Raw genomic sequence first — 15,114 nt, 5'->3', positions numbered from 1 at the left:
CTCAGTGGTCGAACCGCGATGGAAACAGTCGGCTCAAAAAACTTGGACGATGCCGAGCCCGGAGCGATGCGAACGGATCTTTAGCGCTTGGATCAACAACGCGGTAGGCGCGCCCATTGGTATTGGGGTCGCTGTTGTCGCTGGTCGAGAAGATCAAAGACGACTGCCAATGGGAATACCGCCCCATGCCCTTCTCGACGATGTTTGCGTGCTCGCTATGAGCTGGTCCGAGGGGGTGACCGTCTTCGGTCATCTCAAGTCGAGATCGGTTCGGTGCATCATCACTCTCCGAGATCGACCCAGGGATCAGGGCTAGATATTGCCAGGCATTGCCGCCAAAATGCTTGAAGGGCGGAGAGATCATTCCCGGATCGGGGTCGCGCCAAGGCGGCAATGTATCGAGGTAGAGCGCGATGGGAACGTACAGGATCGCCGCACCAATGGTCGCGACAAGGAGCCTTCGCTGAAATTGCTTCGACATGCCGTGTCCGGTTCTAAAGTCAGGATGTAGGACAAACTAGGGCTGGATGCTGTATTGGCTCGCGCTTGGCGCGATGATTAGTCAACATCGAACGCTTGATGGTCATGCGAGGCGCTCTTCAAGTCTGCCGTCGATGGCGACAGTGGGGGCTTTCGCTCTGCGATTCAAAAATCGAGCGCGGCGTCAGATACCACAGTAGGAAAAGAACGGCTGCGCCGTGAGATAGCAGAGTCGTTGTCAATGGGACATTCAACAGGAGCTGGGGAAAGATCGAACCCGATACGAGGATGAAGCGGGAAGGCAGTCCCGAGGAAAGCCGATTGGCAAGGGCGATTACAAGCCCGCTAACAAAAACCGGGATCGGCGCCAGCAGCGGGCCGACCGAAGCGATCCCTTCAGTGGCGAACAGAGAGGCATTGAAATTGCCGAGAGCGTATGCCTCCTGCATGATTTCGCCCAACTGACGGGGATACGGACACGAGACGAGAGCTTTGACAAACGTAATCTGACAGAAAGACGTCAGCTGGTGATTGAAGAAGAAATCGTTGTAGATGTCCATCGCATTGGAAGGCGTAGCGATCATTCGAAGATTGACGATGTCGAGATAGCGCGTGTCGCGCATGCCGAAGGCGGCGTACAGGACGACGCCGACAACGAGTGGCACGAACAGCGAGACGACAACCGTAATCCGACAGTCGAGTAAGCGCGTGAGCACGGCCATGGCCAGGAGCCATGCCGGAGTGAAAAACGCGACCTTGTTGAGAGTGATCGGGTAGAACAGCAGCAAAAGGACAAGCGTTAGGGCAGCTCGCCAGTAACTTCGCCGCTCGACAAAGCACGCAAAGGCGAAGGGTAGCAGGGCGTTCGACGCGACTCCAATGCAGTAGATGAGCAGGAAGGGCATGTTGATCTTGCCACGGAAGACATACATTTCATCCAGTGAGACCATCTTGAAGCTATAGCTTGCCGCGACCAGGATCGTGATTGCACCGAGTGCCAGGATAAATGTGGGCGCGCGCTGGAAGGTTGCTTCGCTAATCGCGAACCTTCGCTGGATCCGTGACGTGACGAACAGCGACGGGACCAGGAACGCTATCATCGACGCGACGGCAGAGACGCCACTGAGCCAGTGATTGTACTCGAAGCGAGAGAAGCAATTTAGCCACAGATAGCCGACGACCATCGTATAGAAATAGAAGCCGAGAAAGTAGCCGAAGCTGAATGGAGCAAGGAGGAATAGGTAGGAGAGAACGGCAAACGAGGCGATCGTTGCAATCGCGACGTTGAGCAATGCCGGATCATAGTAGATATGGTAACTGGCGTAGCCACGGCTAAGGTAGGCGAGCGAGACGCAGCAGGCGACGATATGCAAGCCAATCAGTACGCCCAAGCTCACGCGGGTCGACATGTTGCCTGCCATTGCGGTCCCATTCGTATTCATGCGGCTCGTCGCGATGCAGATTGTCCATGGCAGATGAGCGCGGCGGAGTTTGCAGACTCGGACGTTCGAGAATTCGACCTGCTTGCGTCGTGAGCGAGCGCCTGTTGGCTCAGAGAAACAACAATTGGCATAAAGCGTTTGCCGTCTTTCATTGGTCTAATGCGGTCGCCAGCGCGATAGGATCACTTCATCGTAACAGCCGCAAAAATGTCCGGAGAATGCCGTGGATGCGCGGCCCGCTATCGCGGTCCGATCGAATGGATCATGCCTTTGGGTCAGGTTGCAGTCGGACGCGCCCCAAAGGAGCATTCGTGTGCAATCATCGCCCACCTTGGCATTTCCGGTCATCGCAACTATTCCTCGACGAGTTGCTGGTCCCCAGTCCTAAGAGGACGCCCAAGAGTCGCATAAGCTCAACCTAGTTCACGAGGGAACTCTCGGTTGCTACAATACGATTGCCTTGTCGTGTAAACACCAGGAAACAGATTGACAAGTCGCTACTTATGGAACGAGGCGAGTTGTGGAATCGCGGCCTAAGTGTCCGTTTGAGTCGGAAGTGTTTGATCGGCCTTTTTCCTTCAGCTGCCGCACCCTAGGCATGGCACCTAGCAGATGATCCGGAGAATGGCAGTGGCGTCGGCACTGCATACGTCGCTGCTCAGCGAGCCGCGATTAGCGAGATGTCGTGCGCGGATCGGATTGTGCGCTCGAATCTGCTAACGATATCTCACCATGCGTTAAAATGTCGCCATAGAGTCGGGTGATCGCGCGACCGATGATTCTTGCAGAGAATCGCTCCGACACGAGGCGTCTCGCAGCTGCCCCGAAGCTTGCTCGCAGTGCCGGCGATTCAGCAAGCCGGAGAATCGCTCTTGCCAGTGCTGCGGAATCCTCAAGAGGCACCAATAAACCGGTTTCATCGGTAAGCACGATCTCTCGACAACCGGGGGTGTCCGTTGCGATCAGGGGTCTGCCGCACGCGGCCGCTTCCATCAACGCTCCTGGTAGGCCTTCGCGATACGAAGGCAATACTGCGATATGTGCGGCGCGCCACAACGAGACGATGTTGTCGATGTGCCCGAGCCATGTGATACCTGGCCGCGCGATCCAGGCTTCGATCTCGTCGTGTGACACCGACGATGGATTGGCTGGGTCAGGATTGCCTGCAATGATGAGGTTGATGTCGTGTCCTTGATCGCGGATCAAATCATAGGCGCGAACAACCGTGCGGATGCCTTTGTCGACCAGCAACCGACCTGCGAAACCAATCGTGATGGGACCTGCCGGCTCAGGAAGCGGCTGCAATGATTCGTCGTCCACGCCAGATCCTGAGATCAATGTCATGCGGTCGGATTTGGCGCCAAGCGCTAGAAGCGCTTCGCGATCATCGAGGTTTTGCACGACAGTATAGCTGCGATCCCGGTTGAGCAGCCAAGGCAATAGCCGGGACAAGGCTCGCTTCAGCAGGCGCGACTGCGAACTTGATGACGAGAAGATATAGCCTAGCCCCGTGATCGCGTTGACGACAGGGAATGTTTGGTCGAGGGCAGCCAGCGAGCCAAAGACGCAGCATTGCACACCGGAATGATGCACGATGCTCGGCTTGATTGCGCGTTCTACCTCTCGGATCGCTTTAATCGAGGCGGCGGCAGTTAGCATCGCCCTCTGACCGCGTTGGAGCGGAATCCGGTGGAGGACAAAGTTCTCGGCTTCAATCGAGTCGGCTCCGCTACTCACGTTGGTCGCCACATGGACCTCGAGGCCGGCTTCACGCGCTGCGCGGGCCATCGGGAGGCGATTGAGCAAGAAGGCCCAGTCCTCGTTTACGATGTAGAGGATGCGACCCTTCAGCTTGGCTTCTTGCGAAATCATTGGTCAGTTCGAATCAGGGGGCGGGACGGCCGGATGTGGTTGGCGAGACCGGCATGAGAAATCTGTCTCGTCTCGAAGATAGGGCAGTTCAGGGCCGCAAGTCCGCACGCGCGGAGTGGTGAGGCCGATCAGCATCCTTGCAATCGTCGCGAGCAGCCCTGACCGTACACGGGATAACGTCCGGCCGCCAGCGCTGCGGCCGCGACCAAGTTGATCGAGCACCGCATCATGAGATGCAATGGGCCGATGATCTCGAGCAGATGCGTTGATCGCATCGGGCGCGTTGGAAAAGACGAGAGGGCGATCGTCAGGCGGAATATGCCTATGCAGGTAACACGGATTGGCGGCTGTTGTGCCGTGTTGGTCGATCCAAGAGTGCTACCCAGCCGCAACAATGCTGTCGCCCTGCAGACGGCGCTGATGGCTTTCGATGTGACCGCTTCTAGCTGCGTCAGTTCCAACCATCAACCCGCCTATCCGATCCGCCGACCGCCCATCAAGGAGCGTGCGGAAGCACGATGGGAAGCGCGTAATCGCCATTCGGTTTGCCGTCGGGCTGTTCCGGAGCGTGGAAACGTGATTTCCGGATACCGTCAGTGCGATCGTCTCGGTGGTGGTGCCCGCTCGCGGTTGCGTCATCGAGCGAGCTCATCCGTACGATATGAGCATTTGCATTGAGACGCTCTCTGCATCAATTGAACAGCCTGATACTCTACGTAGAATCAAGCAATTGGTTTGTTCACGCAATGAACGTCCAGCTTGACGTTCACGGCGTGAACGCGGTATCAATCCGGACCGGAAGGGGGTTTCAATGGATCGCGCGTTGCCAGGTCCTAGCGGCGAGGACGAAAGGATCGTCCTGAACTTGCTTAATTCCGTCGATGATGGCGCGCAATCGCAGCGCCGCATTGCGGAGGAGCTTGGCATTGCGCTTGGCCTCGTTAACGCCTACCTCAAGCGATGCATTAAGAAGGGCTTCGTAAAGGTCAGCCAGGCGCCGGCGCGTCGCTACGCCTATTACCTAACGCCGAAGGGCTTCGCCGAGAAATCGCGGCTGACCGTGGAGTATCTGTCGTCCTCCTTCTCGTTCTTTCGTCAGGCCAAGGCTGATTGTGCGAAGGTCCTGCAATTGGCGGGGGCGCAGCATTTCCAGAATCTTGTGCTTTATGGGAGGTCGGACTTGGCCGAGATCGCCATGCTTTCGGCCGTCGATTGCGGTGTTTCGATCGTCGCAGTTGTCGACGAGAATGCGGGCGATACGCGCTTTGTTGGGATCCCTGTCGTTTCCGGCTACGATCGTGTTGCCGTTCCCTTTGACGCGGTGATGATCACCGATGTGGCTAATCCCAGTCGGGCTTTCGATGAAGCGGTGCGCCTTTACGGACCAGGCCGTGTGATGGTTCCAAGCTTGCTGGGCTTGAATCTCCACGAGCGTCAAGATGCAGCGCAATGAATGCGTCAAATACTCGTTCCTCACTGCTCTGTTTTTTCAGTGATTTGATTGTATCTACAGCGAAGGGGAGAGGGGCGCAGTAATGTGCGGCATTGCGGGTTTCATGCGACTTCGGCAGAGCGGCCGGGGGCCTCTGTCGCAGGGTGTCCTCGACGAAATGACCGATAGGCTCGCCTATCGTGGGCCGGATTCGCGCGGCACATGGCTCAACAGCGAGCGAGGCGTGGGCTTGGGCCACCGACGCCTCGCGATACGTGATCTGACCCCTACGGGCGCTCAACCGATGACATCGGGGTGTGGGCGGTTCGTCATCGTCTACAATGGTGAGGTCTACTCCCATAATGAGATTGCGGCCGATCTTGAGCGGACCAATCGTCGGCTCAAAGGTCATTCGGATACTGAGGTCATCCTCGAGGCTTGCGCGGAATGGGGCATCGAAAACGTCGTGCCGCGCCTCATCGGGATGTTTGCCATCGCGCTTTACGACAAGCAGACGGGCGACCTGGTTCTTGTGCGCGACCGCGTTGGGATCAAGCCGCTTTACTGGAGCGTGATTGACGGGGTGTTGAGCTTCGGCTCGGAATTAAAGGCGCTGCGCGCCGTTCCGGGCTGGACGCCAGTCCTTGATCGGAACGCGATGGCTTCGTTCATGCGCCACAACTACATCCCGGCGCCTTTCACGATCTATAAGGATACCTTCAAGCTTGAACCGGGCACCATACTCAAGACCAAGCTTGGCGGGGAAGTTTCGATTGAGCGCTTTTGGAATCTCCGAGACCTCGTTGAGAAGTCGGTGGGCGGCAAATCAAAGATCGACGACGGCGAAGCGATCAATCGCCTTGATGCTCTGCTGTCCGATGCGGTGAGGCGCCGGTTGGTTGCGGACGTGCCGATTGGTTCGCTGTTATCGGGAGGGATAGACTCCTCGCTCGTGACGGCTCTGATGGCAGAGACCGCAGATCGAAAGATCAACACGTTCTCGATCGGTTTCGCAGAAAAGGGATTTGACGAGGCGCCTTTTGCTCGGGAGGTCGCGCGCCATCTCGGAACTGACCACACCGAATTATATGCCGACGCATCGCATGCCTTGGACATGGTTGAGCATCTCCCGCAATGGTACGACGAACCGTTTGCCGACTCCTCTCAACTGCCGACGGCCCTAGTGTGCGAACTGACTCGCCAGCACGTCAAAGTCGTGCTTTCGGGAGATGGTGGCGATGAATTGTTTGCGGGCTACGGCCGCTATGCCTACGCCCTCGACATGCAAAAGGTCGTCGGCCCCACCCCAGAGGCTTTGCGTAGCGTGCTGGTTCGAGGTCTCCGTGCGGTTCCGAGGCGCGTCTTGGATCAAATCGGCGAGGTGTTGCCGGGCCGCTGGCGGATGAATGGTCTCGGTTCGAAGGTTGAACGGTACGCCCAGGCCATTCTCGAGGATGATCCCGACACGATCTATCGCGGGATGCTGAGCCATTGGCGCAGTCCCGACGACCTGGTGATCGGAGCCTCCGAGACCAAGGGGGTGCTTTGGGACAAGCGTCTCTCGACCGGCGTTCCGAACTTTCTTGACCGCATGATGCTCATCGACACGCTGACCTATCTGCCTGACGACATTTTGACGAAGCTCGATCGCGCCAGCATGATCGTTGGACTGGAAGCCCGGGTTCCGCTCCTAGATCACCGCGTTGTGGAATTTTCCTGGACCCTTCCCCGACATATGAAGTATCGCGATGGCGTTGCCAAATGGGCGTTGCGTGAGGTGCTCTATCGCCGTATCCCGCGTGCACTGCTTGATCGTCCGAAGATGGGGTTTGGCGTGCCGCTCGCGGAGTGGCTGAGAGGGCCGCTGAGGGGATGGGCGGAAGAATTGTTGTCTGAGAACAGATTGAAGGACCAGGAATTGTTCTCTCCCGCACCGATCAGAGAGCGATGGGAGGCGCACCTGGGCGGTGCGAATTGGGCCTATCCGCTATGGAATGTCTTGATGGCGCAGGCGTGGCTGTCAGCTAATCCGGAGGTGTCGCTGTGATCGCAGCGTCATCACTTCTTGGCTCGGTGTACGGGCACCGCGAGCTCGTGGCTGAGCTCGTGAAGCGTGAATTGCGTGATCGTCACACCGGGCAGCTGCTGGGCGCGCTGTGGGCTTATGGCCATCCGCTGCTGCTCATGCTGATGTACTCGCTCCTGTTCGCCTACGTATTCCCGACGCGCGTAGGCAGCAGCGGTGGGCATCCCGACTTTGCCGTCAATGTCCTGATCGGCATCGTCTCGTGGCTGGCGTTTCAGGATTTGCTGGCGCGCTCCACCACGATACTGACGGCTCATGCAAGCCTCGTGAAGCAGATCATTTTTCCGGTCGTGGTGTTGCCCGTCAAGACCGCGATCGCCTGCGCGCTTCCATACTCAATCGCGCTCTTGTTCACGATCGGTTACGCGGCGATCAGCGGAACTCTGACCTTCATGGTTCTAACTGTACCGTTCCTGATCGCGATCCAGCTCATTGCGATGACCGGCGTCGCTCTCATGCTGTCGGCCCTCGGCATCTTCTTTCGCGATTTGCGAGACATCGTGACGATCTTCTGCACGGTCAACCTCTTCGCGCAGCCCATCCTGTTCAACCCGTATGCAATGCCGAGCTGGATGAACTGGGTTTTTCATTTCAATCCGTTCAGCTACCAGGTTTGGTGTTGGCAGGACGCGCTCTATTTCGGAACGTTTCAACATCCGGCGGCCTGGATTGTTTTTCCCCTGGGCGCGATTTCCTGCCTGGCAATTGGCTACGCGGTGTTTTCTCGCCTGAGGCACGGCTTTGGTGACGCGCTATGACCGGAACCGAAATTGCCATCCGTGCCCGCGGGCTGCGAAAAGCATACCGCGTCTACGCGCATGCATTCGACCCGCTCGTGGAAGTCATTCGCCGCGTTCCACGCCACACGGAACGCGTGGCTCTTCAGGCCGTCGATCTCGACCTAAAGCGCGGCGAGATCGTCGGAATTCTCGGCCGCAACGGCGCCGGAAAATCGACGCTGCTCAAGATTATCGCTGGTACACTCGAGCGCTCGTCGGGTGATCTCGACGTCAACGGCCGTATCACCGCAATCCTTGAACTGGGGACCGGTTTTCATCCGGATTACACCGGACGAGAGAACATCTTGATGGGCGGGCTGTGCCTCGGCATGCCCAAGGTGGAGATCGAACGCAAGCTCGACTCGATCATCGATTTTAGCGAATTGCGGGACGTTATCGATCAGCCGTTCAAGACCTATTCCACCGGCATGCAGGCGCGCCTCACGTTCGCCACGGCGATCAGCGTCGAGCCTGACATCCTGATCGTTGACGAAGCCCTATCGGTTGGCGATGCGCGCTTTCAGATGAAATGCTTCGGCTGGATCCAGCGGCTGAAGCGGAAGAACGCGACGATATTGCTCGTATCCCACGACACCAACACGATCACGACTTTCTGCGATCGCGCGCTGATTCTGGAAGGTGGGCGCGTCTTCGCGGAAGGTGAGGCCGGGCCGATATCGGTGATCTATCACAATCTGCTATTTGGCAAGCCGGAGGCCCCGACGGCGATCGAGCCCGAAGATGCGCCGTCGCCTGAGCTGCAGGATTCCATCAGTCAGGTAGCTGTTGAGAGTGCGGGCGTTTCCGAGCCGCCGGCGGAGGATGTCGCTCCGAAGGTTCGATATGGGACGGGTGAAGGGCGCTTGCTCGATTGGGGCATATTCGATGAGCGCGGGCGACGCGCGACGCTCCTCAACAGTGGAGATAGCTATCGCTTTTCGATGCGGCTACGCTGCGATGGGGACATTGCGGCATTGTCCTGTGGTTTTGCAATCAAGGACCGCAAGGGAACTGTCGTATGGGGGGCGACCAACCTGACCAGCCAAGGCGCGGCGTGGCAGGCCCGCGCCGGCGACGTTCTGACAATCGTGTGCGATTGCAAGATGTGGTTGGCCGCGGGCGACTTCTTTTTGACGCTCGGCGCCGCACATCTCCATGATGGAGCAAAGATCGATTTCGTCGAGGATGCCATCCAATTCCGGGTCGTTGGTACGCAGGGGGCTTTCACGACGGCCCTGGTCAATCTGGAGAGCGAGATTGTGATCTCATCTGAACGCGAGGATGTCGCTCGAGTAGGCGGAGCTGTCGGAGGATGTTGAAGCGAATAATGGCGCCATTGCTGGGAACGCGCGCGCTGACCGAGAGCGATGCCTCGGTGCAATCCGCTCCGGCGCCCGTGCAACCTGCTCAGGCCCCGGTCTACAGCTCTGATGCTGCTCGGCTCGCGGCGGAGATCGAGATCCTAGCGCCGGACAAGGCCGTTCAGCTTCTTACGATCTTGAAGCGAGGGCTGGAGCCCCAATCCTCGGAATTCGAGCGCTATCTCTCCGCCGAGGCGCTGACCACAGCCATCTATCCGACGTTCAAATTCTCCGAGTTTGCCCGGATATTTCTCGAGGATGAGGCATTTCTTGCCTACTACATGCGGTTCATGGACGTAGGTAACTGGCATTCGCTCGATCGCAAATATGCGATGAATGAGTTGCTGAAGCTCGTGCTTCATCTCGACGGCGATGCCGCTGAATGCGGCACGTACAGGGGCGCGACGGCCTACCTGCTGTGCCAGGCTTTCAGGAAAATGCCGATCAGCATTCATCTCTTCGACAGTTTCGAGGGGTTGTCCGAGCCGACTTCCGTCGATGGCACATACTGGCGGAAGGGCTCTCTGACGGCGGCCGAAGATGAGTTGAGGCAGAGCCTGCAGGAGTTCGACAACTACCGGACCTACAAAGGCTGGATCCCCACGCGATTTGCCGAGGCGGCCGAATGCCGGTTCCGCTTTGTGCACATCGACGTCGATCTCTACCAGCCGACGCTCGACTCGCTGCACTTCTTTTATCCTCGCATGGTTGCGGGTGGCATTATCCTGCTCGACGACCACGGGTTCAAATCATGCCCGGGTGCGAAGCAAGCCGCGGACGAATTCTTCGAATCGAAGGCCGAGAACCTCGCGCTCCTGCCAACGGGGCAGGCCTTCACGATCAAGCAGTAGAATGGAGCTTAGCTGCTTCCTACCATGGTGAGAAAGCTCTGAGATGGCTGCGGAACGCTTGAAATGGACTCCTGAACTGGTCAATCGGTTCTGGGACAATGTGGGGCAAACCCGGCTGACTGAACTCAGTTTCGCGAAGCTTGGCGGCCGTAGCGTCATTACGGCGATCGATCACATACTTCCAAAGCACGGACGCATTCTCGATTTCGGTGCCGGCGATGGTCACCTGCTGCGCTTCATGGCGCAGCGGGGCCTCACTGTGGCGGGATACGAGCCGTCGAAAGGGCGCGCGGCAAATCTGCAGCGTGCGCTGGAGAATTTCGATGGATTCCTGGGCGTCGTGGGCGATGACTCGACCGAGACCTTCGATGTCGTGATCATGTCCGAGGTCATCGAGCATGTCTTGGACGAAGTCCTAGACGCCACGCTCGATCGTTTGGCGCGTTTTGTGCGCCCCGGCGGGATGTTGGTCGTCACAACCCCCAACAACGAAGACCTCGATCTTGACATGGCGTACTGCCCGGTTAGCAATTTGCTGTTCCACCGTTGGCAGCACGTGCGCTCACTTGATCAATCGTCGCTGAAGACGCTTCTCTCGCGATTTGGTTTCGATGAAGTGGTCACACACCAGGTCGGATTCGACGACAACATCTTTGTCCCCCACGATGCCTCCTGGAGCGGAAAGCCTATTGTTGATCCGCTGCCAGACTGGCTCGAGAACATACGCCAGAACAAGCCAAGTCAAGCAGGGGCAGGGAACCGACTTCTGTTCATTGGGCAGAAGGGGCCCGCGGCGGATTATGAGAAGCAATTGACGACGTTTCAGGCTCTTGCTGCTCTAGCGATGTTGAAGGTACCGGCGGCAAAGTCGTTGCCGGTTCGCAGTGGAATCTTGATGATCATCGGTTCGTTGGGCCCGGGGGGCGCTGAACGGCAGATGGTCGCCTTGGTCGAACAGATCGTATCGCGGGGGGTGGCTTCAGTTGCGGTGGCGCTTGTCCATCCGCCGGCGACGGAGCGCGAGAATTTCTTCCGAGCCCGGTTGCAGAAGGCGGGCGTCAGAATCATTGATGGCTTCTCTGCCGCAAGGTCTCCAACTGGATCTGTCAAGATAGCAAATTCTGATCCGTTCGAGGTGTTGCCGCCCGAGCTCGCTGACGTAAGGGCCTACTACGACCTTCTCGCCGACGTGAATCCTGAGACGGTATATCTCTGGATGGATGAAGTTTGCATCAAGGGCGGCATTGCGGCGACTGTACTGCAGATTCCCCGAACGTTGCTCTGCTTTCGGAATATGCCATCGTACAATTTCCCTTACTATCATGGATACCATCGTGATTGTTATCGGTTCTTGGCAGAGCAACCGAACCTGCAGATGCTTAATAACAGCCATGCGGGTGCGCGGGCGTATGCCGCTTGGCTTGAGCTCCCAGAGTCAGCGATCAAGGTCGTGCACAACGGCATCGACCTCGACAATGATGCCAAGACGGCGGTCTTGAGAAGACAGTACCGAGCCGCGTTGGGGATCGATGAGAAGACGCTGATCGTTGGCGGAGTCTTCAGAATGATGACGGAAAAGCGTCCGTTCCTCTGGCTCGACGTCGCCGCGATGATACGTGAGAAGATGCCGGCTGTGCGCTTCTTACTGGTAGGCAATGGTGCGCGGTTCGAAGATGTTCGCGCGCGTGCCGAACAGCTTGGGTTGACTGGCGCATTGGTTTTTGCCGATCTGGAACAGCGCCCGGCCGCCGCAATCGCGGCAATGGACCTGTTCTTTCTGTCGTCCCGTATCGAGGGTCTTCCAAACGTTATTCTCGAAGCTCAAGCGCTTGGGGTTCCTGTCGCTACGACCTCCGCTGGAGGTGCTCCCGAGGCTTTGCTGGATGGCAAGACAGGGCAGATATTCAAACCAGATACAACAGCGCAGGTTATGGCTGATACTATCGTAGACTTGCTAGGCAACTTGCGCTGGAGAAAGAAAGCTGCGCAACTGGCGCCACAACACGTCCATAATTGTTTTAGTATAGCGCTCATGGCCGACGGGATGCTGGCCGCTCGCGATCGAATTGCGATTCCTCCGGTAGCCGATAGCGAGGTTGTTGAGGCGGGGCCGCCGGCCGATCCTGTTGTGGAGAAGGCAGATAAACGATCTTGGACGCTGCAGTGGTTTACGGCCAAGCTCCCGTCCTGGATGTATCGATCGTGAGGGGGCGACCGGGCCGAAGGTGGCCCCAGTCTAGAGGGCCCATCGAGCGGGATCAGGCAAGCCATGATTGCAAGATTTGAACAAGGGCCAGCCTGGCCATATGTCTAGGGGGCAAGAACGTGGGCAAGGAGGAACAAACGACGTTGAAGGGCGATGCTGCATGGCGGTCGCCTGGGCGGACCCTTTCCATGTTTGCAGTCGGTCCAAAATTCGTGGCGAAAGCATTCGCAGGCGCCGTCCGTCGCAGTCTGCCGCACGGCACGATTGCATTTATTCGGCAGTACCGGCTGCGCCGACCTCCAGCCGTTACGTTCAAAAATGCGTATTTGTTTGCTTGGTCGAAAATGGCTCGCTGTCGCCCCCTGTTGGCGCGAGATCCAGCGGAACTCAGCATGGTGGAGCGCATTGAGCGTCGAATGCTCAAGTTCGTCCTGGCGATGCCCGATGGACGACATCGTCGCGCGCTTAGGCGGTTTGGTATCCAGTTGGACAGGCAACGTCTCTCTGGCGCGAGGAGCTCGATTGCCCGGCATCACGGTGTAACGATGATGATCGGCACGCTCGGCCCAGGCGGTGCAGAGCGCCAGTTGGTGGTCACGGCGCGCGGAATTCATGATCGCCGCAAATCAGACATCCGTGTAGCGTGCGTCAATCTGTCCTCCCCTGTCAGCAAATTTTTTCTGCCAGAGCTAGAGTCCAACGATATTGCTGCGAGTGTCATCGGCACTGAGGTTGATGGCAACCTCGATCCGGCGCGGCGGGCGGTCGTCGACGCCTTGCCGCCGGAACTGCGAAACGACGTGGTCCTCTATGCCAAGACATTGAAGGCGCAGCAGCCTGAGGTTGCCCATCTGTGGCTCGACGAAGTCAATATCAAAGGGGGCATCGCGGCCGTGCTGATCGGCGTGCCAAAAATCATCATCTCGCAACGTAGTTTGCCGCCAATCAACTTCGTTTTTCACCAGCCCTACATGCGTGAAAGCTACCGGTGGCTCTCGCGTCAGCCGGCGGTCAAGATGATCAACAATAGTGCGGCCGGCGCGAGGGCTTACGAGGCGTGGCTTGGATTGGCCAAGAACTCGATCGGCGTCGTTCGCAACGGTTATGCCTTTGATGAATCCGAGCTGGCGGGCTACAAGGCGGACACCGCCAAGCTCCGCCAGCGTGTCGGGATTGAACCCGGTGCGCTGGTTGTGGGGACCGTCATGCGCTTTACCGAGGAAAAGTGCCCCATGCTGTGGCTGGAGATAGCTGCGCTCATCCGCCGAGAACTGCCCGACGTGCGTTTTCTTATTGTTGGAGATGGACCTCTGCGTGCAGCCATGGAGGCTCGCTCGGCCGCCGACGACTTGGCGGGGGCTGTGTCTTTCGCGGGACATCTGAAGCAGTCGATGGTCGCTATTGCCAGCATGGATGTGATCCTTCTGACGTCTCGTGCTGAGGGACTTCCGAACGTCTTGGTCGAAGCGCAGTTCCTGGGGGTGCCTGCGGTGACGACGCCGGCCGGCGGCGCGCCGGAGGCTGTCGATCACGGCAAGTCGGGCTGGGTTCTCCAGGGTTGGGACGCGGCATCGAGTGCTTGCCAGATCGTGCGCCTTTTGCGAGACGGCCAGTGGCGAGAGGCCGCGGCGAAATATGGTCCTGAGTTTGCGTTTAAGCGCTTCGGGGTTCAGCGTGCGATCGATGAAACGCTCGCGGTGTATGGTTAAACGGATTCCAGAGGACAATTTGATGGACCAGGTAGAAGAGAAGCGCTTCGAGTTCGGAAGGAACTGGCACAACTTCATTCAGAAGAATTTGGACACGGAGAAGGTTCAGACTTCGAAGCGTCACATCCTTCAGTTCATGGCGCGTTCCGATCTCAATGGCCTGACGGTTCTCGATATTGGTTGCGGCAGCGGGCTCCATTCGATTGCCATGTTGGATGCAGGCGCTGCCCGGGTAGATGGTTTCGACTATGATCCGGATTCGGTCCGGGCAAGCAAGTTTGTCCAGTCGCAAGCGGGTAATCCTGCTAATTGGACCGCGGAGCAGGGCTCGGTTCTCGACGACGCCTACGTTGCCAAACTGCCGCTCTACGATCTGGTGTATTCGTGGGGTGTGCTGCATCACACGGGTGAGGTCTGGCATGCGATCCAGAATGCAGCTAGCCGTGTGAAGCCGGGTGGACTGTTCTACATCGCGCTCTACTCGGCCGACGTGCAAAAGGACCCGACTCCGGAATTCTGGCTGGATGTGAAGCGCCGATACGTTGCTTCCGGTTGGCTGCGGCGCAGGCTGATGGACGGTTGGTACATTTGGCGTTTCGAAATGTACCGAGATCCGCGCAATTTGCCCGCGTTCCTGCGACGGGTGCGGGAATACAAGAAAATGCGCGGCATGAACAAATTTACCGACATCCGCGACTGGCTCGGCGGCTGGCCCATGGAGTTCGTCTACGACAAGGAGGCTATCGATTTCGTCGAGAAGATGGGCTTCAGGCTCGACAAGATCGCGACCGGTGAAGCAAATTCCGAGTTCCTGTTTGTACGGAAATCGTAGCGCAACGGCGCGATGTCCTCCGCCGCAGGACATCGCGACAAGATGCTCGCGGTCGCGGCGAGGA

General features: G+C 58.0%; 11 protein-coding genes. 8 read left to right on the top strand and 3 right to left on the bottom strand.

Going from position 1 to position 15,114, the window contains the following annotated elements; translation table 11 throughout:
- Position 1: 1 nt before the first annotated feature.
- The 3 genes from WN72_RS32660 to WN72_RS32650 form a co-directional block, all read right to left on the bottom strand.
- Positions 2-481, bottom strand: coding sequence for a hypothetical protein (locus WN72_RS32660; protein ID WP_092213159.1), 480 nt, complete (start codon positions 479-481; stop codon positions 2-4).
- Between the two features lie 118 nt (positions 482-599).
- Entirely contained in the window at positions 600-1,901 is a 1,302-nt protein-coding gene (locus WN72_RS32655) for a hypothetical protein (RefSeq protein ID WP_244553668.1), read from the bottom strand.
- A 693-nt stretch (positions 1,902-2,594) separates the two neighbouring features.
- Positions 2,595-3,794 (bottom strand): glycosyltransferase family 4 protein, encoded by a 1,200-nt coding sequence (locus WN72_RS32650; RefSeq protein ID WP_092213163.1) that lies wholly within the window; start codon positions 3,792-3,794, stop codon positions 2,595-2,597.
- A gap of 811 nt (positions 3,795-4,605) precedes the next feature.
- On the opposite strand from WN72_RS32650, the gene WN72_RS32645 reads away from it, so the two are divergent.
- The 8 genes from WN72_RS32645 (at position 4,606) to WN72_RS32610 (ending at position 15,050) form a co-directional block, all read left to right on the top strand.
- On the top strand, positions 4,606-5,247 hold the full coding sequence (locus tag WN72_RS32645; protein WP_092213165.1) for a winged helix-turn-helix transcriptional regulator: 642 nt from the start codon (positions 4,606-4,608) through the stop codon (positions 5,245-5,247).
- An 82-nt stretch (positions 5,248-5,329) separates the two neighbouring features.
- Positions 5,330-7,273 carry an asparagine synthase (glutamine-hydrolyzing) gene (gene asnB / locus WN72_RS32640; protein ID WP_092213167.1) on the top strand — a complete coding sequence of 648 codons (1,944 nt, stop codon included), beginning with the start codon at positions 5,330-5,332 and terminating at the stop codon, positions 7,271-7,273.
- Complete coding sequence (locus WN72_RS32635; protein WP_092213169.1) at positions 7,270-8,070, top strand: ABC transporter permease; 801 nt, start codon at positions 7,270-7,272, stop codon at positions 8,068-8,070. Before asnB ends, WN72_RS32635 begins: the two co-directional genes overlap by 4 nt.
- On the top strand, positions 8,067-9,410 hold the full coding sequence (locus WN72_RS32630; protein ID WP_092213171.1) for an ABC transporter ATP-binding protein: 1,344 nt from the start codon (positions 8,067-8,069) through the stop codon (positions 9,408-9,410). The genes WN72_RS32635 and WN72_RS32630 overlap by 4 nt, the downstream gene beginning before the upstream one ends.
- 8 nt (positions 9,411-9,418) lie before the next feature.
- Positions 9,419-10,303, top strand: a complete 885-nt coding sequence (locus WN72_RS32625; RefSeq protein ID WP_167380638.1) for a TylF/MycF/NovP-related O-methyltransferase — start codon at positions 9,419-9,421, stop codon at positions 10,301-10,303.
- 43 nt (positions 10,304-10,346) lie between these two features.
- On the top strand, positions 10,347-12,509 hold the full coding sequence (locus tag WN72_RS32620) for a methyltransferase domain-containing protein (protein ID WP_092213175.1): 2,163 nt from the start codon (positions 10,347-10,349) through the stop codon (positions 12,507-12,509).
- 119 nt (positions 12,510-12,628) lie between these two features.
- On the top strand, positions 12,629-14,218 hold the full coding sequence (locus WN72_RS32615) for a glycosyltransferase (RefSeq protein WP_143130539.1): 1,590 nt from the start codon (positions 12,629-12,631) through the stop codon (positions 14,216-14,218).
- Positions 14,219-14,240: 22 nt separating this feature from the next.
- Positions 14,241-15,050, top strand: coding sequence for a class I SAM-dependent methyltransferase (locus WN72_RS32610; RefSeq protein ID WP_167380639.1), 810 nt, complete (start codon positions 14,241-14,243; stop codon positions 15,048-15,050).
- Positions 15,051-15,114 lie beyond the last annotated feature (64 nt).

Source organism: Bradyrhizobium arachidis, assembly GCF_015291705.1.
Taxonomy (GTDB): domain Bacteria; phylum Pseudomonadota; class Alphaproteobacteria; order Rhizobiales; family Xanthobacteraceae; genus Bradyrhizobium; species Bradyrhizobium arachidis.
Note: the sequence above shows the minus strand (reverse complement) of the source record. Positions and strands in the feature narration are given on the sequence as shown.

Coding starts and splice junctions, on each gene's coding strand:
- WN72_RS32660 (WP_092213159.1), bottom strand. CDS start 481: ATGTCGAAGCAATTTCAGCGAAGGCTCCTTGTCGCGACCATTGGTGCG.
- WN72_RS32655 (WP_244553668.1), bottom strand. CDS start 1,901: ATGGCAGGCAACATGTCGACCCGCGTGAGCTTGGGCGTACTGATTGGC.
- WN72_RS32650 (WP_092213163.1), bottom strand. CDS start 3,794: ATGATTTCGCAAGAAGCCAAGCTGAAGGGTCGCATCCTCTACATCGTA.
- WN72_RS32645 (WP_092213165.1), top strand. CDS start 4,606: ATGGATCGCGCGTTGCCAGGTCCTAGCGGCGAGGACGAAAGGATCGTC.
- asnB (WP_092213167.1), top strand. CDS start 5,330: ATGTGCGGCATTGCGGGTTTCATGCGACTTCGGCAGAGCGGCCGGGGG.
- WN72_RS32630 (WP_092213171.1), top strand. CDS start 8,067: ATGACCGGAACCGAAATTGCCATCCGTGCCCGCGGGCTGCGAAAAGCA.
- WN72_RS32625 (WP_167380638.1), top strand. CDS start 9,419: ATGGCGCCATTGCTGGGAACGCGCGCGCTGACCGAGAGCGATGCCTCG.
- WN72_RS32620 (WP_092213175.1), top strand. CDS start 10,347: ATGGCTGCGGAACGCTTGAAATGGACTCCTGAACTGGTCAATCGGTTC.
- WN72_RS32610 (WP_167380639.1), top strand. CDS start 14,241: ATGGACCAGGTAGAAGAGAAGCGCTTCGAGTTCGGAAGGAACTGGCAC.